Source organism: uncultured Cohaesibacter sp. (genome assembly GCF_963556055.3).
Taxonomy (GTDB): Bacteria; Pseudomonadota; Alphaproteobacteria; order Rhizobiales; family Cohaesibacteraceae; genus Cohaesibacter.
In genome coordinates this window covers 129,460-149,110 of record NZ_CAUVYE020000015.1, presented here as the reverse complement: position 1 = coordinate 149,110, position 19,651 = coordinate 129,460, and the positions used below count along the sequence as shown (strand labels likewise).

Below are 19,651 nucleotides of genomic sequence, written 5' to 3'. Positions count from 1 at the left end.
TCGGGCTGAAGGGACTGTCCTTATTTCGCTGCTACAGAAGTTTGGCGAAAAGTGCCGGAATATTGCGTTTGCCTACCAGAAAGAGGCAGCCAGAAGCATTTCACTGATGGGGAACGCATTAAAGAAGAGCTGTAGGGAAAGCATTGATGAGTTTGGTCTGTTCTTTTTTTCAGAGGCCGGATGCCAGTGATGTGGGCTGGCTATGGTTGGAAAGGCTCGTTTATGAGAGTTCCCATCGTGGCTATTGGAACGGTCTAGAGCTGAATCCTTTAGGTCAATTGGTTGAACTTTTGGCTTCGAAGTTATCTCTCATGGTCGATCCTCTCGTCTGGATTGATCGTGCACGTGGGCCTTTGTGGCGTGTTGATAGGTTAGGTGCAGTTCTCGCAGTACTTTCGAAAGATGAAACAATCACAGCTGACAACAAAGCTGGTACTCTTAGTAGCTTACTTATCGAAGTGCAGCCTCAATTCGCTGGAGCAGATAGCAAACTTGCAAATTCCGGAGGTGTCTTGGGACTAGCTGGTGCAGCATGCTTGTTTCATGCAACTGATCCAGTTGAGGTAGTCAAACGTCTTTGGGATGAGCTACGCCCATTGCGGGAGCAGGGGTGGGGTTTTCCGAAAGCTAATGATGCCAATCAAGCAGCTGAGCTCATGATTGTTTGGGCAATCGTCACGATGCAACACCTAGAGGGTCAACGAAAAACTGATTTATGGATATGTTTATGCGAGCTCTTGGAAACGGCCATGAAGCAAGATTATCGATGTACAAACAATCCTTTTTGGCCAGAAGCCCTTAAAAGCCTAACTCTTTCTATAAGTGAAATCATGGGCGGTGAGAGAATAAATGATGTCAGTGTTCTTGAGGGTTTCTTGAGGCCATATCTGTACAAAGGGTCGCTATTCTTTGAACTGCACCATGCTCTAGTTAGTGCAGGTATAGCACCAGATATCCTCGAAGGGGCACTTAATAGTCTTAATGTTTCGACAATAGAATTGGCTGACCGATTTTTAGTAGCCAATAAATTGAGAATTGAGAAAGGATATGAAGACTTTCATTTGGTTTCTTATGTTCGAAATATTTTCCACTCAGTATAGCGATTAATAGACGTCCATCTTTAAGTTCAATTCAACCGCGGCGAAAGACATAGCAGTTCAATGAACGGCAGAAAAGATGCATTCAGAATAATATGCTGGTGCACTGCCGCAAGTCCGGTTCCCGCCCGTTTTGCCAGACGGGAACCCTTAGGCAAAGAATTTCGCGCGTCACTAGAACGGCAGCAATGAGAAACAATGGTAACTAGGAGCACTTTTGCTATGGCACTGGCGTTACATTGCTTGAAGCTGTCATCTGCTTTTGGGCTTTCAGATGCATACTTTCTTCCTTTTGTGCCGTCTTCGTTGAGTTCCTGCGTCGCATTATCTCGAAGCCCCATTCCCTATCGATCGCCTCAAACGGTCTCTTCATCTGGCCTGATCTGGACGAAGATCGGCTGTCGCCTCGATTGCCTAGGCCGCAATGGTTCGGAGTGGCTTTCTTCCCCTGTCGGCGAGCCGACATTCCTCGCGAAACAACAAAGCCACTCCTTTCCATCCTCCGCTGTGCTTCGGTCGCAAGGATGCGGCGGCAATCGTCTTCGGCCTTTTGATCGCCATCGAGACCGCATGGTGCGGGATCGGAAACAAAATGGAGATTTAAAATGGCTACCATCGGCACCTTCAAGAAGAACGGCACCAACGAATATACCGGCGAAATCGTCACTCTCAGCGTCCAGGCAAAAGGCGTCCGCATCATCCCCGACATTCGCGCAACTGGCGAAAACGCTCCCAGCCACCGTGTCCTTGTCGGCCGTGCAGAAATCGGTGCTGCCTGGTCCAAACGATCCAGCGAAGGTCGTGACTATCTTGGCCTCAAACTGGATGATCCCAGCTTCACAGCTCCGATCTACGCCAACCTCTTCGATGACGAAGACGGCGAAAGCTACATCCTGATCTGGTCTCGTCCCAATGGGCACCGTGGCGAATGACATCGCAAAGGCTCCGGCAATCGCCGGAGCCATCGTCATGCCTTCTCGAGTTGGTCTCTCACGAGATTAACGCGCGTGCCAATGATTGTCCTGATGGTCTTCAGGATCGGGTGAAACAGGTTTTCGGCTTGCAAGTCATCGAGCAGAGCATCGGCTTCTTCTTCGATCCTGCTGGCCATTGTGGCCAGCTCGGAGCGGAGTACTCTTTGGGCGGCCTTGGTTGGAGCAGCAAGCGCGTACCATTGTTCAAGTGTGATCGTGTCAGCAAGACCCCGGCCGCCGATCTGCATGGCCAGCTTCTTGGTGAGACGCGGATAGGCCGCAGTGCAGACCACGTCATAGAGGGGGGCCAGATCCGGTGTGCTGGCGTGATAGAGCAAAGAGAAATTCTTGGCATGGGCATCTGCGTTGCCGACCATATAATGAAACATCACCATACGCTGGAAGGCGAGCCTGTCAGCTGCAGGACGACGCGTGTGTTTCTGGATTAAACCAGCCGACTTTGCGATCCCCGGTCCACCTTCTTCTTCATATTTGAGTTCGGGTGGCACGCTGAGAGCTTGACAGAAGTCTTCCTGATGCAGTTTGGCGATGGAGCCATCGGCTTCCTGAACGCGGTCATAGCGTTCCACCAGAATGAAGTCGGTGTTTCCTGCTGAGGACTTGAAGACATGCGGTGCCTGAAGCCCGATGCGGTTTGCGAGGCGCATGCAGAAGAGTTCATTCTCAACCGTGCCATCCAGCCCTTCAATGAAGGGCTTGAGGATATGGGTTGTCGGCTTGCCAGCTCTGGGGAGCGAGATTTGACCGTCCATCACGCATACTGCCAGCTTGTCCTGAGCTCCGGCAAGAGACAGGCGCACACCTTCCTCTCCTCCGAGCAAAGGGCGATCCCGCAACAGATCAAGGATCTGGCTCAGGCGCTTCTCGTCCAGCGGTTCAATATCCTGAGAGCTGAAGTCGGGAGGATCTGATCCTTGTGGCAACAGCGAGAGGGCACCTGCGCATTCACCACCGATGATTTCCAGTAGCCCAAAGGCATTTTGCTGCGAGACACCAAGGGCAGATGCCAGCCTCTTGCGCGCACGCTCATCTGGTAGCAGTCCGGAAAAGAAAGGCCGGGCTACCGCATCAGGGTAGGGGGCCTCTTGTAGAGGCAGTGAGACTGAAAGAGCGGCTCCTTTGGAAGACAGGTAGTCAGGATCATAGAAGAAGCAGAGTTGCCCATCATCCATCTGGATTAGGGAGCCTGCCAAACTCTCCCTCAAATAGACATCAAGAGTGCGGCTCATGCGTCATCCTCCCGGTTGTTGACCGTGAAGGTAAGGCCAAGGGTCTGCATGACTGTGAGAGCCAGTCCCACTTGGCAACTCTCCTTGCCATGTTCCAGCTCACGCATAAAGCGTACGCCGACCCCCGATAGGGCTGCCAGTTGTTCTTGTGTCAGCGCCTGCCGTTTGCGCTCGTCTCTAATGAGCGCTCCAAGATCTTGAGAATTATCTATGTTGGCCATGATCATCCCTTTCGGGACGAATTTAGCACAACTCAGTTAAAAATGCACGAAAAAGACCCGAACGGGATGAACGGTGCCATAGGAGTGATGATATGGTTGAAAACATCCCGAACGGGATGATCGATGGGGAGCGTCTCTGTTCGAGCTGTCTCGCAAATATATCAGGAGACGTCTGGCCTGAGCATGCTCTTCAAGGGCACGCCAATCTAGACGTCAATCTGAGGTCATCATTTGATAGATCCTAGCTGCAACTTTGTCAGCAGCAGCAATCAGGACTGCATCCAAGTGATGGATATATCGGCTTGTGACAGTCGCGGCAGAATGGCCAAGCATTGCTGCGATGGTCAATTCAGAATAGCCAAGATCTCCGGCCGTTGAGGCGAAAGAGTGCCTCAAAGTGTGTGGGCTCACGTCTGTGAAACCTGCACGTTTCTTTATACGCATCCAACCACCGGGCAATCCTCCGAAAATCTGACCTGTTCGGGCGGGTGTCAGGACATAAGGCCAGTCTTCTTCGCGTTCAATAGCTTCTATGTGGTCTAGCAAAGCCCGGCCCGCAGGCCGAACGGATGACCCTTCCTTACTGTCTAGTAGCCTTAGGCAGCCTTCATTTGATTGTACTTCATCCCACTTCAGGTTCGTAATCTCACCAGAACGGCAACCACTCAATGCCAGGAGCCAGATGCAGTCGATTAGTTGATGGAGCTCGCCTTCGGCCTTTGCTTCTTCGAGGGCTTTTCCGAGTGATCTATATTCCGACGGTGACAGGCGGCGAGTTCTAATCTTGTCTGCTGGACGCTTGACGCCAATTGATGGGCTGACATCGATTATGCCTTCCGAAACTGCGAAAGCCAGGATGCCTCCGAGCAAGCCGGCTGACCGAGAGGCAGCACCGGGGCCTCCTTTGACAATTGACTTGCCTCGAGGTTTTTGTGTTCTGGCTGTTCGAACTGTTCTCCCTGCTACCACTTCTCGAACGAAGCGATTGATGTCCGGCTTGGTGAGATCGGACACTCTCTTTGAACCGAGTAGGGGAATGATATGGTTGGTTATATGCCCTCGGTCTGTGCTGAGAGTGCTTTCTTTCTTGGGACGATTGCTTTTACCCATGATCAGCCCTTTATCGGCGGCTTCAAGATATGCCTCGCAAAGCTCCTTGACCGTCATGGTTTTTCTTCTTTGAACTGCTCGATCCTCTACAGGGTCCTCTCCTGTTGTCACTTTACCGAGTATCACTATAGCGAGCTTGCGTGCTTCTTCGGCTGTGATGGTTCCGTGGCGCCCTATTGTCATACGCCTGCGACGGTTGTGCGTATTGCGATAGTCGACAAAATAGGTGCGCGTGCCGCTGGGCATGATGAAGACTCCAAATCCTTTGAGATCGCTGCACCAGACGGTGTACTGAGAGGCTTTCGGTTTTGCCGCGTCGACTACGGACTTGGTCAGTCTAGGCATGGGTTCTAACCTCCAAAAAAACTCACCAAAAACTCACCACGAAATGGAAAGCTGTAGCGAAGGCTAGGATATCTTCGGGCTAGTTGAAGTCAATAAAGGTAAAGTCATTTCAGATGGTTAGGCGGCAATTTCGCATTCTTAGGACACTGTGGCGAAGCGTCGAAAACACCCCTTGGGGTTCTTCGGGAGGCAGGGGCCGGAGGTTCGAATCCTCTCACTCCGACCAACCTTTTCAAGGATCGGTCGTTTTATGGGTTCGGTTTTTTATGGGGCCGGTACCTGATCCGGATCGCTAAAACCTCACCAGAAATATTCAAAGCAAAATGACTGCATCTGCGTGCGGCAGGCGCTGCGGGGGACTGTTTTACGCGTAAAACTACAAGCTCGCGAAACGCGCGGGGAGAGGCTTGCGGTTCCTGATGAGTGCGCCAGCATTTCCTTGGCGATTTCATTTTCTGTCAGGGAAGCAGGGTAGCGGGCTGGCCTGTTGGTCCCTTCCTTCAGCAATTTTGCCCGACCCTTGTCCCCTCAGAGGATCGTGATCGAAATCGCGGGATCAGCTCTGCTCGCTCGCAGTCTTTGGTCCTTGTCAAAGGCAGGAGCAATCCAGATTGCCAGGTCCGGCAACCAAACTGGGGGCCAGTCAAACAGGGGGCAGTCAAACAGGGGGCAGTCAAACAGGGGCAGTCAAACAGGGGCAGTCAAACAGGGGGGGGGCGTCAAACGGGCCTGCGTGCAGATACAGCTCTCTGGACAAAGAAGGAAGGAAGCGAGGGGCACCTGTTCGGCAGATAATCACAAAATGACTTTGAGTGGACGCTATTGCCGATAGAAAGGGGCCTGAAAGCATGATTTCAAGGAAAACCTGATCTGACACATCACCGCATCGAACGGCAACTGTCAGATCAAGTCTCAATTTTTCAGATATCTGTTTGCGTCAATCACTACATGCCGCTCAAAAGCCCACCGTCGACATACAGAATCTGGCCATTCACAAAACTTGATGCTTCCGAAGCCAAAAAGACCGCTACGCCTTTGAGTTCATCCATATTACCCCAACGCTTCGCGGGGGTTCGGCTGCAAACCCAATCGTTGAATTCCTTATTCTCGAACAGATCAGTATTCAGCTCAGTTTTGAAGTATCCCGGACCGATACCGTTCACCTGAATTCCATGCCCGGCCAGTTCGCAGCACATACCTTTGGTAAGCATGCGCACAGCGCCTTTGGCAGTGGTGTAGGGAACAATTGTCGGGCGGCCAACCTCGCTGGCAAGTGAACAGATATTGACGATCTTGCCTGATTGGCGTTTGACCATGTTGCGCGAAACGGCTTGAGCTACGAAAAAGACGGCGTTGAGATTGGTTTCCATAACAGCACGCCAGGCTTCTTCGGGAATGTCCACAAATGGGGCGCGACGTTGAATGCCAGCGTTATTGATCAATATGTCGATCGGGCCGATGTCTTTTTCGATTTTCGCAATGCCCTCGGTCACGGCCTTGCCGTCGGTCACGTCAAACGCGACGACATGAGCTTTATATCCCTTTGAAAGGAGGTCCTTTTGCACCTCGGCGAGCTTGTCTGGATTGCGAGAATTCAAAACGACTTCTGCGCCTGCGTCAGCCAAAGCCTCAGCTATGCCCAATCCAATGCCACGGCTTGAGCCTGTAATAAACGCAATCTGACCGGTAAGATCAAACATTTCTGCAATCATGGGATTTTCCTGTTATCTTTCGCTTCTCGAAGAAAGGCGCACCCACCGATTTACCGATGGATGCGCTGTTTTCAGGTCGAAAAAGCAGTTTTGGTTTTTAGGGGCTATTTGGATGCTTTTTCAATTGCGTTGAGCAGACCATCAACGAGTTCGTCGCCAACCGACGCGCGGATTTCATCAACCATCGGAGCCGTGCGGGTACGGAACTCTTCAAGTTCTTCAGGTGTCAACGTAATAACGTCCATGTTTTTGGCCAACTCGGCCTTCTGTTCAGACAAGGCCTTGCCCTGTTCTTCCCATTGCCGGCTCATGGCATCTTTGAGAACACCATCAACAACCGCTTTCAAGTCATCTGGGAGGCTGTTGTACCAGCTGTTATCCATGAGGATCAGGCTGGCAAGCAGAATATGGCTCGTTTCTGTCAGATGACCCTGAACTTCATAGAATTTACTCGAGAGGATATTGATGTATGGGTTTTCCTGCCCATCAACCACACCCTGCTGCAAGGCACCGTAAAGCTCGGTGTAGGCAATCGGAGTGGGCGCTGCACCCAGCAATTTCCAAAGCTTGATGTGAAAAGGGTTCTCCATGACGCGAATGCGCAAGTTTGCCTTTTCAATGTCGGCCACGCTGTGAACGGCCGTATCAGCAGTTGTCAATTGACGGAAACCCGAGTTGAAAACACCTGCAAAACGGAACCCTTTTGGTTCCATGTAGTTTTCAAGTGAGCTGGAGAACTCGCTGTTCAGCAATACGTCTTTCAGCACTCCCTGATCATGCGGGAAAATGTATGGCAAGTCGAACACTGCGAGTTCCGGAACGAAAGGCACGAGCGCAGAAGAACTCATTGTGGTCAGTTGCACGTCGCCAAGGGAAACACTCTCGGCCACTTCACGGTCACCACCAAGTACGCCTCCGCCGAACAGTTTGGCATCAATACGCCCATTACTGCGAGAATCGATCTCGGATTCGATATACTGGAATGCCTTGTAAATTGGGTTCTGAGCATCCGTCAGCTGCATCGCCAACACCATCTGATAGTCAGCAGCCATTGCTGTGGTGCTAGCCAACAAGCCTCCAAACAGGCCCCCTACAATTGTCTTGACAATAGTTCTCATAATTTCCTCCTTTGTGAACTATCTGAATTTTATCCAACCTGTCCTTGTCTCTTAGAAATGCGCAGGCAACCAGGTTGAAATCGCCGGAATATATGTGATGAGTGCGAGAGCGATAAGCAGGAAACACACGGGCTGAACGATGTGGCGCGCAACCTTCATGACAGGGATTCCTGAAATCTCGCTGCCGATATAGAGATTCACACCAACCGGTGGCGTGATGAAACCGATCGCCAGATTGACCACCATAATGAGACCGAAATGGATCGGATCGATGCCATATGGCACCACAAGCGGCAGCAAAATGGGTGTCATGACGATGATTGACGCCAGCTTCTCCATAAACATGCCAATGAAAATGAGCAGTATGTTGATGAGAAGAAGCAGTGCGATGGGGCCAGCCACGACGTTATTGACATAATGGCCGATGAAATCGGCAGCTTGCATAAGCGTCAGGACGCGGCCAAATGCGGTTCCCGCAGCGGCAATAATCAGAATTGGGGCAATTGTCGTTACGGCCGATGAAACAACGCTCGGAATCTCGCTGAACTTGATCTCACCATAGATAACAACCGCTACAAAAAGCCCATAAGCAACGGCAATCGCGGCAGCTTCTGTCGGTGTGAAGACACCCGAATAAATGCCACCAAGAACAATCACTGGCGTGAACAAGGCCCAGACAGAATTCTTGAGGGTCTGCCAAGCGGAAACGTCGCTTCCGGATGTCGTAATATGGTGTTTATGCATCCTCCCGTAGATGTAGGCATAAACAAGCAGGCTGAAGCCGACCACAAAACCGGGGAAGATACCTGCGATAAACAGCTTGCCGACAGAAACGTTTGCAGCTGCGCCGTAAATGATGAGCGGAATGCTCGGCGGAATGATCACACCCAGTGTCCCGGCACAAATAACAAGCGCTGTGGCGAAGGGTTTTTCATAGCCGCGTGAAACCAGAATGGGGATCGACATGGAGCCGATGGCTGCCACAGTGGCAGGAGCGGACCCGGAGATTGCTCCAAAGAAAAGGCAAGCCAGAACGGTTGCCATGGCCAACCCGCCAGTAAAGCGCCCGACCATGACATCAGCCAGATAGAACAACCGCTGCGCCAACCCGCCGCGCGTCATGATTTCGCCAGCGAGAATAAACAGGGGGACCGCCAACAATGGAAAAGAATCCATTGCGGTCAACATGGTCCGGATGATGCTTGATGAGTTTATCGGCTCCCCAAGAACAGGAGCGAGAAAGGCTGCAAGTCCCAATGCCGACACAACGGGCAGCGACAGAAGCAATAGAAACAGCAGCAGACCAAGGGAGAGAGCAATTGACATCAGCTTTTATCCTCGAAATGTCCAGCCTTGAGGTCGGCGCCAGTGATGAGGGTTTCAATGGTGCGCAAGGTGGCAAGCGTCAAACCGATGGGAGCTGCGCTATAGACAATCCACATAGGGATACCCATTGCAGGAGAAACCTGCCCACTGTTTGCGACACGGTGAATGAAATCGATGGAGAAGTAGGTCGAAACCATACAGAAGGCCATGAAGCCGATATGCATGGTCCATCTCAACGCATGCGTGAACCAACCGCGGCTCATGGTCGGAAGGATATCGATGTTGATAAAGCGCGATTCCTTCACCGCCAGACTCGAGCCGACAAATGCCGTCCAAATGAGAAGATAGCGACTGAATTCCTCCGGCCATGGCAAAGGCATGCGCAGAACAAAGCGCATGAATACCTGCAAAATCAGCACGATGGAAAAGAGTGAAAGAAAACTCGCAACCAGTATTCGCTCAAAATTGTTGAACAACCACACAATGGCCGTTCGGGCTTTGGACGATGGATGTGGATCCGTTTCCAAATTAACCTCCCTTTCGATAGCTATCGCGACGTTAACCGGCGGCTTCACCCAGATGATTTGGTTCGAAGCCAATGTGTTACAAAACAGCGACTACATAACTTTAGCTAACAAGTAATTCCATTTAAGATCAGCGAGTTAGCTAGGTATTAAAACGATTTCAGACCATCAGGTAGTCTGGAATTCCAATTCTCAAGTCGACAGCAAAAGCCTATCGGTGGCGTCCCGGCTCGGAACCGCTTCGCTGGCCCCTTTCCTCGTGGTGGCCAGTGCACCTGCTGCCGAGGCAAAGCGCAGAGCGGCTTCCAGTTCCATACCCTCGGCCAGCGCAGCAGCCAGACCGCCATTGAAGCTGTCACCGGCGGCCACCGTATCGATGGCATTCACCCTGAAGGGCTCCAACTGGCCGCTTCGACCGTCCTTGCAGGCATAAACCAGACCCTTGGAGCCCAGCTTGACAATCACGGTCTGCGGTCCGCGCTGACACAGAGCACGCGCCACCTCCAGTGCCTCGTTGAAACTGGTCGGCTTGGTGCCAGAAAGGCCCGCAGCTTCGGTTTCATTGGGCGTGATGATGTCCGCCTCAGCCAACAGCGCATCCATTCCGGTTGATGCGATCGGAGCGGGGTCGAGAATGACCGTGGCACCAGCTGCCCTGGCCTTGCGCATGGCGGCAATGGTGGCATCCTTCGGGGTTTCAAGCTGGAACAGAGCGACCTTGCAGCCATCAAAACACGCGGCGTCCGGTCCGTCTGAGGGCCAGGCCATATTGGCCCCGCCAACAACGGTAATCGTGTTCTGGGACGTGCTGTCGACATGGATAAGGGCGATGCCGGAATCATGCTCCGCCATCGTAACCAGATCGTCGGTATCCACTCCCAACGCGACAAGACTCGCCTTGAGGCTGTCGCCAAAGGCATCTGCCCCGACAGCCGCAACAAAACGCACCTTGCTTTTTGCCAGCCGGGTCGCCGCCACCGCCTGATTGGCCCCTTTTCCTCCAAGGCCTTTCAGGAAACCGGTTGCATGGCTGGTAACGCCCGGCTCGGGCATCTGTTCAACGGATACCGTCAGATCCAGATTGATCGAGCCGAATACCGTGATCGACATGCCTCTATTCTCCCAGAGCTGCGATTTTCTGGCGATAAAGAGCCGTACCCTGTTCGATCCGATCAATAATGGCTCCCAGAGCCCAGAACTTTTCTTCGATGTCGAAAGGAATGACGCGGCTGTGCGTGCTGGAGAAGGTCCCCATGCGCTTATGGTAAAGCTTGGCCATTTTCGGGTAGCCCATCGGCTCGACCGTAGCGGCCAGAACGAGGAAGACCGACAGCTCTTCACACAGCTCGGGATGGTCTGCACCATGATCCATGATCCAGCGATAGAGATCGGGGTGGATATTGGTGAAGACACCGCAGAAGCCAGCAGATCCAGCCTGCATGGCCGGGGTTGCAATGGCTGCGTTGGCGTTACAGATCTTCATCGGAGTGCCCTTGACCAACTGAACACGGCGCTTGACCGTTTCCAGATCGCAGGAGACGTCCTTGACGATCACAAAGCGGCCGGAGTTGGCGCAATAGGTAATCTCGTCGTCGCTCATCAGGCGGCGATAGGGAGCTGGGCATTCATAGAGACCGAGCGGCATGTCAGCTGGCAGAAAGTCCAGCAGCGCATCCAGATTGGCGCGGAAGGCATCGCGGCCTTTCTGATCCGGATCAAGACGGTTGGTCACCAGAACGATGGCGTCAACACCGGTTTCCACCATGGCACCGAGTTCGGTTTTCTGGTCTTCCAGAGAGTCCGAGATGTGACCTGATGCCATGACAGGCACACGGCCGGCAACTTTCTCGACGGTGAAGCGGGCCAGATCTGCGCGTTCTTCGACGCTCAAAAACAGCATTTCAGAAGACTGGCAAACCGCGAAAAGAGCCGTTGCCCCATTCGCCAGATACCATTCGATCAGACGTTCGTAACCGGCCCAGTCGATTTTGTTGTCGTCGGTGAACGGCGTTAGAACAACGGGGATGATGCCAGCGATTTCTTGGGTCATTTTCTTATTCCTTTTTTTGGACTATCACTTGCCGTTCAGATGTTCAGTGTTTCGGGATTGACGACATAGGGGAGAAGCTCTTTGGGATCTCCGTGCAACCAGGCAAGAATGTTGTTGACGCACCGCAAGGTCACGCGCTTTTCAGCCATCTTGTCCATGCCGGATACATGCGGGCTGAGAATGACATTGTCACAGGTGCGCAAGGGGCTGTCGGCTGGCAGAGGTTCGGTTTCGAACACATCAAGACCTGCACCATAGACCTTGCCCGAATTAAGGGCGTCGACGAGTGCGGCTTCATCGATCAGTGGCCCACGGGACGTATTCACCACGATGACGCCATCCTTCATTTTTGCAAAGGTTTCGGCATTCAGCGTATGGCGGGTTTCCGGCGTGGACGGTGCGTGAACCGAAATCAGGTCACTCTCTGCAAGCAGGATGTCGAGGTCGCATTTCTCGACGCCAGCCGCCTCGGCCTGTTCTGCGGTCACATAGGGATCATAAACCAGCACGCGCATGGACTGGCCCTTGAGGCGACGTGCCATGGCACCACCAATCCGACCCAGGCCGATGAGACCGGCTGTCCGTTCCCAGAGACCCGCATGGAAGCCGTCGAACTTCCAGGTACCACCGTGCACCATGGCGTCACGCCGACCAATGCCACAGGCAAGAGACAGGGCCATGGCATGGGCATATTCGGCCACACTCTCGTGATTCTGTCCAAAGGCCATGGCAAGGGGGACACCATGTTCGGTCGCTGCGGGGACGTTGACCTTGTCATAGCCCACACCCCACCGTGCGATCATCTTGAGATCTTTTGCCGCGGCGATCACGTCCGGGGTGTAGGGCTCTCCGCCAGCGATGGTGGCTACGACACCGCTGGAGAGCATTTCCTTGAGGGTCGCTTCGTCCGGAAGACGGCCCGTTTCATTCACGATCACCTCGTAGCCCTTTTCTCTCAAGGGGTCGAACAAGGGGCATTCATTGGTGAACTGTTCGGTCAGAACGAGGATTTTTTGCTTTGTCATGTTACTTGATCATGTTGGGGAAGTGTGGCTTCGAAAATCAAAACTAGGCTGTGGTTCCACCTTCGACGGCTACTTTGGTACTAAGTGTTAATTGATATGTCATTGAACTTTGGCTTATCAACTGATAACATCTATCTAACATGTTATCAATGAATTTTGTCAAGAAACATGTTAGTAGTGACAAAAATAAATGTTAGGAATAAAATTCAAGCGCGCTCAAAAATTTCGTAGGTAAGAGATGGCAGTAACCAAAACGATCAAGTCACCCGATGGTGCAAGACATTCAAAAGTACAAGTTTCCGAGCCCATGCTTAAGCAGGCCGCTTATGACAATATTGTAAAACTGCTCAATGATGGAGCTTTGCGGCCTGGTCAGTTGATATCACAGCGTGAGCTGGTGGAGCTGACAGGGTCAACGCTGGGGTCTGTGCGAGAAGCGATTTCTCGACTGGAGGCTGAAGGCCTCATTCAGTCTCTTCCCAAAAGAGGGCTCATGGTTCCGAGTCTTGATATCGCATTTGTGCGGGATGCCTACCAATTGCGAAGGATACTTGAAGTCAGTGCCATGGAGCAGGCAATCAAAAACATACCCAAAGAAACAATTGAGGGTTGGATAGACTATCACCTGCAATTTCGAGATCAGATTAGCAGCAAGACACCGCAAGAATTGCTCGACTTTATGCAGCAGCTGGATTGGGACATTCATTCCGCTTTCATTCAGGCAATGGGAAACAAGCTCATCGAAAATGTTTACCGGGTTACGTCAACCAAAATCCATATGGTGGTTCAGAGCCGATTGAAGGTAACCATAAGCAACGCCGAACGCATCGTGGGTGAGCATCTTGCAATGCTGAATCCAATGAATGATGGCAATGCCGAAGAAGCAAAAGCTGCTCTTGAAAGGCATATCGATAACTCTCTGACGCTCGCTTTGGGCGGACAGCTTGAGTTGTAGGCATGTAGGAACCTGCGAGACATCCTTGTTATTCTGTTCCAATTTCAAGGATGGACGCCATGATGAAGTCCGGGCGGGACGCTTTTCACGCGCTGCGTAACCTCAAATAGGCAGATGAATTGGGTGGTGCCGTCAAGGCCGGTCCGTCTTTCGGAGCTGGCAGGGCCTGCTTTATCGTTGGAAAAGCGCATATCACCGTTTTGGATAAGCTGGCCATCGTTGATGGCCTTGCGCACCCCAGGTCCCGCCGACCGGCAGCCATGGGAAACGAGCGACAAGGTCCGGTATTGGCGCCAAAGGCATAGCCGTGGACCGATTCGGGTTGCTTGGTGTCTTGAACGCTATCACGGCATCAGGGCATCAAAAATGTCCGCTTCTTGCCGTCGATCCTAACCTCAAGAGAAATGATCTCGATCGCTTGGCGCGTGGGTCGCGATTTTTGCAAATTCATATCAGCGTCTCTGCCGTCGACTATGCCGCGCCGCGCCGCGCTGCGCTGCGCCTGAGCGACCGGTATGGCGAAGCCGACTTTTTCCGCCTGGGTTCTCTGGCGACCGGACGGAATTGGTTGGCAGATCCGGTTGGTAGTCAGAATTGCCGTTTTGAGTTGGTGTGCAGCAACGCCAGATCTCACAGCAAAGACACGTCTCGAAATCGACGCGGCGATTCTGCCTTGTTTGTCTTTCGCAGGTATAACGTTGTATTTCCCCGAATGGCTGCTGCTTTCCTGCGAATTTTTACGACGAAGACAATTCAAGTGGATCTATCTGATTTCGTGGAAAATTGATGAAAATATGCGGATTTTTCATCTGAATGCGCTGTGTCTTGTGATTGTCCACAATGAGAAGAGACGGAATTTTTCAAATAATAACGATGTATCTATATGAAATGGCTGAATATTAAAAATTATACCATATAAGGTTTAACGATAAACCTTGACATTCTGCACATCTCGGGGTCATCTTCCTGACGTCAATCAATCTTGGGAGGTAGCTATGAAGAATAGCGTCAAGGTGACGGTTTCAGCCGCTGTGGTTGCTCTTTTTAGCATGGGGCAGCCGGGTCAAACAGCACAAGCTGTTGATGGGAAAATTACATTCTACACCCATTTCACCCATTTCTTTGAAAGTGGGCATTGGGACAAATGGACCAGCGAATTCGAGGAAAAGTTCCCTGGAACCGAAGTTGAGGTCATTGGTATCACCAATTACCGAAAAGAAATGCCAACGCGCATTTCGTCTGGAGACTACGGGGATGTTCTGAATATTCTGGACAGCATTCCGCCGAATGAATATGTAAATTTCTACGAGTCTCTGAACGATATGGATCTGAATGCGACCCATCAGTTCGTTGAACGATACATCTACGATGGCATTATGTACGGCTTCGTTTACGGCGTGAATGCCGAAGCGGTGGTCTATAACAAGGAAGCTTTCAAGAAAGCGGGCATTTCAGAGATCCCCAAAACGAAAAGTGATTTTCTTGAAGCTTGTGAGAAGTTGAAGGCTGTCGACATCACGCCGCTTGAAATCAATATGGGCGCAGGCTGGCCGATGCAGCAGTGGGACAAAGCCGCTCTGATGTTTGCCAACGATGGCGACTATTACGAGAAAATGCTGACCGATGAGGCGCCGTTTTCCAAAGACAAACCCTATGGCAAAGCCATCGGATTTGTAAAAGAGTTGTTTGACAAAGGGTGCACAGAGCGCGACTACACGTCAAACAACTGGAACCCGTCCAAGGCGATGCTCGGTACCGGCCAGGCTGCGATGTGGTTCCTGGCAAACTGGTCCGTCCCTCAGGCGGTTGAAGCCGGTGAAGCCATGGGCCTTGAAAATGTCTCGAATGACCTGGGAATGTTCCCGCTTCCAATTGATGACAGTGGCAAAGCGCCCATTCTGCTTAATCCGGACTGGGCTTTGGGGGTTTCTGTCAACTCCAAGAACAAGGCAACGGCCAAGGCCTGGATCGATTTCCTGCTGACCCAGACTGATGTTGCAAACATCGCAGGCTTCATTCCCGGCGACACCCGCATCAAGCCGACCATGCCGCAGCTTGTTGAGCTCTATTCCTATGATCCTGTTGAAATCAGGGCGGGGACCCCAAGTTCCAAGTTCAAGCAGGCAATGAGTGACGCCCGGCTTGACTTCATGACAGGCACCTACATTCGGGACGTTATCCTCGCTCCCGATTACGAAAAGGCCATCGCCGATATTAACCGGCGCTGGGCTGAGGCTATCAAGCACTAATACCGCAGGCAGCACCCGTTCTCTGCATTCTATCGCCCCCTTGGGAACGGGTGCTTGTCGGTAAGCTCTCCACATGAACAAAATACGGAGCCGAGGATGCTGATCGCTTCAGCAAAGAACCAACGACGTCTTGTGATTATTGGATTCCTGATCCTGCCCCTCACTTTGCTGACGTTATTTTCCATTTATCCATTCTTTCAGTTGATCTGGTTTTCACTGACGGACTGGAACGGGCTGTCTCCTGACAAGGCCTTTGTCGGCTTGCAGAATTACAGTCGAATTCTGTTCGATGATCAGGAGCTTCTGACGCCACTTATAAATTCGGTCTACTATTTTATCGGCTCGATCATACAGTTGGCTCTTGCAACCTATTTCGCTGTCATTCTGAACCGGGGGATGCCTGGCTCCAACCTGTTTCGCATGCTGCTCTTCATGCCATTTGTGTTGAACTCAGTCGCGGTTTCCATGGTCTTTCGCTATTTTCTGCAAATCGATGGAGGGCTGGATTCCCTGCTGCATCTTGTCGGGCTCGATATGCTCAAGCAGGAGTGGGTCCAGAATCCTGCAATCGTGAAATGGTCACTGGTGTTTGCATCTGTCTGGCGATATCTCGGCTTTCAGCTTCTGATCACCTATGGCGCCTTGCAGTCGGTTCCTACCGATCAATATGAGGCCGCCCAGATCGAAGGGGCAGGCGAGTGGCACCAGTTCCTCTATATCACTCTGCCGTCGATCGCTCCGGTTCTCGGTCTTCAGCTTATTCTCTCGACTGTCGGCTCTCTGGAGGTTTTCGAAGTTCCCTTCCTTATCACGCAAGGGGCGAACGGGACCAAAACCTTCGTTATGGCAACAATCGAAGAAGCCTTTGAATTCCGGCGGGTTGGTGTGGCCTCGGCAATGGCCGTCATTCTGCTTTGCTTCGTGATGATCTCCATTATTGCCCAGAGAACCTTGTTTGATCGCGAGGGAGAAAAATGACCATGACTACGCCTATCCCGTCTCTGGGCTCTCGTCCGAAAAGACGCCGCCTGTCACCACAGAAACAATTCTGGAATGGCTTCCACTATACCATTCTCATCCTCGCTTCCTTGTCTGTTGTCGCGCCATTGCTGCTGGCCTTTAACAGCTCTTTCAAGACGCCTCTGGAACTGCTGCGAGGCAGTAGAACCGATCTGCCAAACAGCATGGCGAATCTGAAAAACTATCTGGATTTCTTTGAAAAGCAGCCCGTCGGTCTATCCTTCTACAACACGTTGTTCGTGATCCTGTTGTCGCTCATCATCATCACGCTGGTTGGCACCATGGCGGCCTATGTCATTAGCCGCTTCCGCTTTCCCGGGCGTAATCTGATCATGATTGCCTATGTCACGGTGATGGCTGTGCCTCCCATTACGACACAGGTGTCGCTCTATCAGGTGATGCTGACATTGGGGCTGGTCAATACCAAATGGGCGCTTATCTTGCTCTATTCGGGGGCGGACATCGTTTCCCTTTACATCTTCATCGTCTATCTGAACTCAATCAGTGTCGAGATCGATGAAAGTGCCCGGATTGAAGGGGCAAGCTATTTCCAGATCTACTGGAAAGTGATCCTCCCGCTTATGACACCGGCCATTTCGACGGTGGTCATATTGCGCACGATCTATATCTACAATGATTTCGTGATGCCGTATCTCTACACGCCTCGTCCAGGGCAATCCACGGTCTCGATGTTGCTGTTCAAGGCGTCCGATGCCCTTGCATCCAGCACCGAGCCTGTATTGATGGCCGGCATCGTCATAGTGATCGCCCCGGCGATCGTTGCTTTCCTCTTCCTCCAGCGCCAGATCGTCTCCGGGGTAACCCGAGGGGCCGTAAAGGGGTGACGTCATGCAGTCATTTGTCGTTTTCTCGGTCAATATGATCTGGCGCCTTTTTCTGATCAATCTGACCTTCTTTTCTCTCTCGATTTTGGGATTGGGTCTGTTGGGGATCTTTCCAGCTTTCGTTGCATCATTGTGGGCGAGCGCGAGAATCCGCCAATTGGAGTTGAAAGATCTTCTGCTGGGGATGGCGGGCCAATACCGTTCCGAATTCATCCGATCTAATCTGCTAGGACTGCTGTGTGGGGGCATGGTCCTGTTCTGCGGCTATTTTGGATTGAATTCGGACGGTATTGTAGCGGTCTTTGCCCTGTTGGCTACGATCCTTGCCGTCTCTGTTTTGCTTGCCGGTCTCAACGGGATCGCCATCATGTCGGGCAGCTTTTCCGATGCACTCTATAATTGTCGGCATTTTTTCTTGCGGTATTCATCACGCTTTGTGCTGATCGCGACAGCAATTCTACCCTTGCTGTGGGTGTGCCATCAACAGCCCCTGCTGGGCGCATATTTCGGAGTGTCTGGCTTCGCCCTGATTAATAATTGGCTGGTTCAGTCGGTGATCATAAGAAATCTGCCAAATCCTTCTCTCCTTTCCATGCATTCCCAAGAGGTCCGGTTATGAATAACGGTCTGCAAATTCAAAATGTCAGCAAGTCTTTCGGGGCTCATCAAGTGCTGAAAAATATCGATCTGGAAATCAAGGCCGGCGAATTTCTGGTTTTGCTTGGTGAATCTGGATGTGGGAAGTCAACATTGTTGCGGTTGATTTCCGGACTGGAAATTGACCACGACGGTTCAATCCTCATTGAAGGCAAGGATGTGACTGCACTTGATCCCAAGGACCGCAACATCGCAATGGTGTTTCAATCCTATGCGCTTTATCCGCATATGAGCGTATTCGATAATATCGCATTTGGCATGCGTATCAGAAAGGCAGACAAGGACAGGATCAAAAGGGAAGTCAATCGCGTCGCGGAAGTGCTTAAACTGACCGACTATCTCAAGCGCAAACCGGGGCAATTGTCGGGTGGTCAAAGACAGAGAGTCGCCATCGGGCGCGCCATGGTGCGGCATCCACAATTGTTTTTGTTTGACGAACCACTATCCAATCTGGACGCCAAGCTGAGAGGCGAAATGCGCACCGAATTGAAACGTATTCACAAAACACTCAATGCGACCATAGCCTATGTCACCCATGATCAGGTCGAAGCCATGACACTGGCCGACAAGATTGTCCTTCTCAATGGTGGCAAGGTGGAACAGTTTGGTACCCCTGAAGAGCTGTATATGCATCCAGATACACTGTTTGCCGCCCGTTTTATCGGTTCTCAGGACATCAACATGATCCACGTGGAGATAGCGGCCGGTGACAATGGATTGTGGGGCAGGCTTGGTGATGTGTCCCTGCCTCTCCCCCCGTCTTCAGTCCGACACTTCGTTTCGCATGGCGAGCCTGCAATTCTGGCTGTTCGCCCCGAGGCATTGCGCCTTGGTGACCATGCTGATGGTTATGTTACCCGCGGTCACACCGTAGAGCTTTGCGAGCCGATGGGGGCCGAAACACACATTGTTCTGGACTTCCATGGAACCCCGGTCCGGCTCAGGGCAAATGGTCTGGTCAAGCTACAACCCGGCGAGCTGCAATCCATAACCTGGGACCTTTCATGCGCGCATTTGTTTTCAATTGACGATGGGCGGCACCTCTAGCCGGTGCCGTTGAGGTCATCGGCCAGCGCTTTGCCTATCAAAGCCTGTGCCGAAAGCTGACAATGGCTCATTTCTGGACTTACAACTTCTCGCGACACGAGAAGGGGCGAACACTTTCGCCCGTGA

General features: G+C 51.9%; 19 protein-coding genes. 9 read left to right on the top strand and 10 right to left on the bottom strand.

Going from position 1 to position 19,651, the window contains the following annotated elements:
• Nucleotides 1-146: 146 nt before the first annotated feature.
• Entirely contained in the window at nt 147-1,100 is a 954-nt protein-coding gene (locus ACHZB8_RS13345) for a hypothetical protein (RefSeq protein WP_316861033.1), read from the top strand.
• A 602-nt stretch (nt 1,101-1,702) separates the two neighbouring features.
• Nucleotides 1,703-2,029: a DUF736 domain-containing protein gene (locus ACHZB8_RS13340; RefSeq protein ID WP_119306975.1), complete on the top strand. Its 327-nt coding sequence runs from the start codon at nt 1,703-1,705 to the stop codon at nt 2,027-2,029.
• Nucleotides 2,030-2,064: 35 nt separating this feature from the next.
• On the opposite strand, the gene ACHZB8_RS13335 is transcribed toward ACHZB8_RS13340, so the two are convergent.
• The 10 genes from ACHZB8_RS13335 to ACHZB8_RS13290 form a co-directional block, all read right to left on the bottom strand.
• Nucleotides 2,065-3,321 carry a type II toxin-antitoxin system HipA family toxin gene (locus ACHZB8_RS13335; RefSeq protein WP_316861031.1) on the bottom strand — a complete coding sequence of 419 codons (1,257 nt, stop codon included), beginning with the start codon at nt 3,319-3,321 and terminating at the stop codon, nt 2,065-2,067.
• Nucleotides 3,318-3,542, bottom strand: a complete 225-nt coding sequence (locus tag ACHZB8_RS13330; RefSeq protein WP_394706196.1) for a transcriptional regulator — start codon at nt 3,540-3,542, stop codon at nt 3,318-3,320. The genes ACHZB8_RS13335 and ACHZB8_RS13330 overlap by 4 nt, the downstream gene beginning before the upstream one ends.
• Nucleotides 3,543-3,755: 213 nt before the next feature.
• Nucleotides 3,756-4,997, bottom strand: coding sequence for an integrase arm-type DNA-binding domain-containing protein (locus tag ACHZB8_RS13325; protein WP_316861027.1), 1,242 nt, complete (start codon nt 4,995-4,997; stop codon nt 3,756-3,758).
• Between the two features lie 944 nt (nt 4,998-5,941).
• A complete protein-coding gene (locus tag ACHZB8_RS13320; RefSeq protein ID WP_316861026.1) occupies nt 5,942-6,709 on the bottom strand; it encodes a glucose 1-dehydrogenase in 768 nt (255 codons plus the stop codon).
• A gap of 104 nt (nt 6,710-6,813) precedes the next feature.
• The gene (locus tag ACHZB8_RS13315) at nt 6,814-7,827 is read right to left on the bottom strand and encodes a TRAP transporter substrate-binding protein (RefSeq protein WP_316861024.1); all 1,014 of its coding nucleotides are present in this window, start codon (nt 7,825-7,827) and stop codon (nt 6,814-6,816) included.
• A gap of 51 nt (nt 7,828-7,878) precedes the next feature.
• Nucleotides 7,879-9,153: a TRAP transporter large permease gene (locus tag ACHZB8_RS13310; RefSeq protein ID WP_316861023.1), complete on the bottom strand. Its 1,275-nt coding sequence runs from the start codon at nt 9,151-9,153 to the stop codon at nt 7,879-7,881.
• On the bottom strand, nt 9,153-9,680 hold the full coding sequence (locus ACHZB8_RS13305; RefSeq protein ID WP_316861021.1) for a TRAP transporter small permease: 528 nt from the start codon (nt 9,678-9,680) through the stop codon (nt 9,153-9,155). The genes ACHZB8_RS13310 and ACHZB8_RS13305 overlap by 1 nt, the downstream gene beginning before the upstream one ends.
• A 189-nt stretch (nt 9,681-9,869) precedes the next feature.
• Complete coding sequence (locus ACHZB8_RS13300) at nt 9,870-10,787, bottom strand: ribokinase (protein ID WP_316861019.1); 918 nt, start codon at nt 10,785-10,787, stop codon at nt 9,870-9,872.
• Nucleotides 10,788-10,791: 4 nt separating this feature from the next.
• Complete coding sequence (locus ACHZB8_RS13295; protein ID WP_316861018.1) at nt 10,792-11,727, bottom strand: dihydrodipicolinate synthase family protein; 936 nt, start codon at nt 11,725-11,727, stop codon at nt 10,792-10,794.
• 35 nt (nt 11,728-11,762) lie between these two features.
• Nucleotides 11,763-12,752, bottom strand: a complete 990-nt coding sequence (locus ACHZB8_RS13290; protein ID WP_316861016.1) for a phosphoglycerate dehydrogenase — start codon at nt 12,750-12,752, stop codon at nt 11,763-11,765.
• A gap of 238 nt (nt 12,753-12,990) precedes the next feature.
• Here ACHZB8_RS13290 and ACHZB8_RS13285 point away from each other — a divergent pair, with 238 nt between their 5' ends.
• From ACHZB8_RS13285 to ACHZB8_RS13255, 7 genes are all read left to right on the top strand, one after another.
• Nucleotides 12,991-13,707, top strand: a complete 717-nt coding sequence (locus ACHZB8_RS13285) for a GntR family transcriptional regulator (protein ID WP_316861015.1) — start codon at nt 12,991-12,993, stop codon at nt 13,705-13,707.
• Nucleotides 13,708-14,041: 334 nt separating this feature from the next.
• Nucleotides 14,042-14,494 (top strand): hypothetical protein, encoded by a 453-nt coding sequence (locus ACHZB8_RS13280; RefSeq protein ID WP_316861013.1) that lies wholly within the window; start codon nt 14,042-14,044, stop codon nt 14,492-14,494.
• Between the two features lie 208 nt (nt 14,495-14,702).
• Entirely contained in the window at nt 14,703-15,956 is a 1,254-nt protein-coding gene (locus ACHZB8_RS13275; RefSeq protein WP_316861011.1) for an extracellular solute-binding protein, read from the top strand.
• Nucleotides 15,957-16,052: 96 nt separating this feature from the next.
• Nucleotides 16,053-16,934, top strand: a complete 882-nt coding sequence (locus tag ACHZB8_RS13270) for a sugar ABC transporter permease (protein WP_316861009.1) — start codon at nt 16,053-16,055, stop codon at nt 16,932-16,934.
• A 2-nt stretch (nt 16,935-16,936) separates the two neighbouring features.
• Nucleotides 16,937-17,821: a carbohydrate ABC transporter permease gene (locus ACHZB8_RS13265; RefSeq protein ID WP_316861007.1), complete on the top strand. Its 885-nt coding sequence runs from the start codon at nt 16,937-16,939 to the stop codon at nt 17,819-17,821.
• 4 nt (nt 17,822-17,825) lie between these two features.
• Complete coding sequence (locus tag ACHZB8_RS13260) at nt 17,826-18,440, top strand: DUF624 domain-containing protein (RefSeq protein WP_316861005.1); 615 nt, start codon at nt 17,826-17,828, stop codon at nt 18,438-18,440.
• Complete coding sequence (locus tag ACHZB8_RS13255) at nt 18,437-19,525, top strand: ABC transporter ATP-binding protein (protein ID WP_316861004.1); 1,089 nt, start codon at nt 18,437-18,439, stop codon at nt 19,523-19,525. The genes ACHZB8_RS13260 and ACHZB8_RS13255 overlap by 4 nt, the downstream gene beginning before the upstream one ends.
• Nucleotides 19,526-19,651 lie beyond the last annotated feature (126 nt).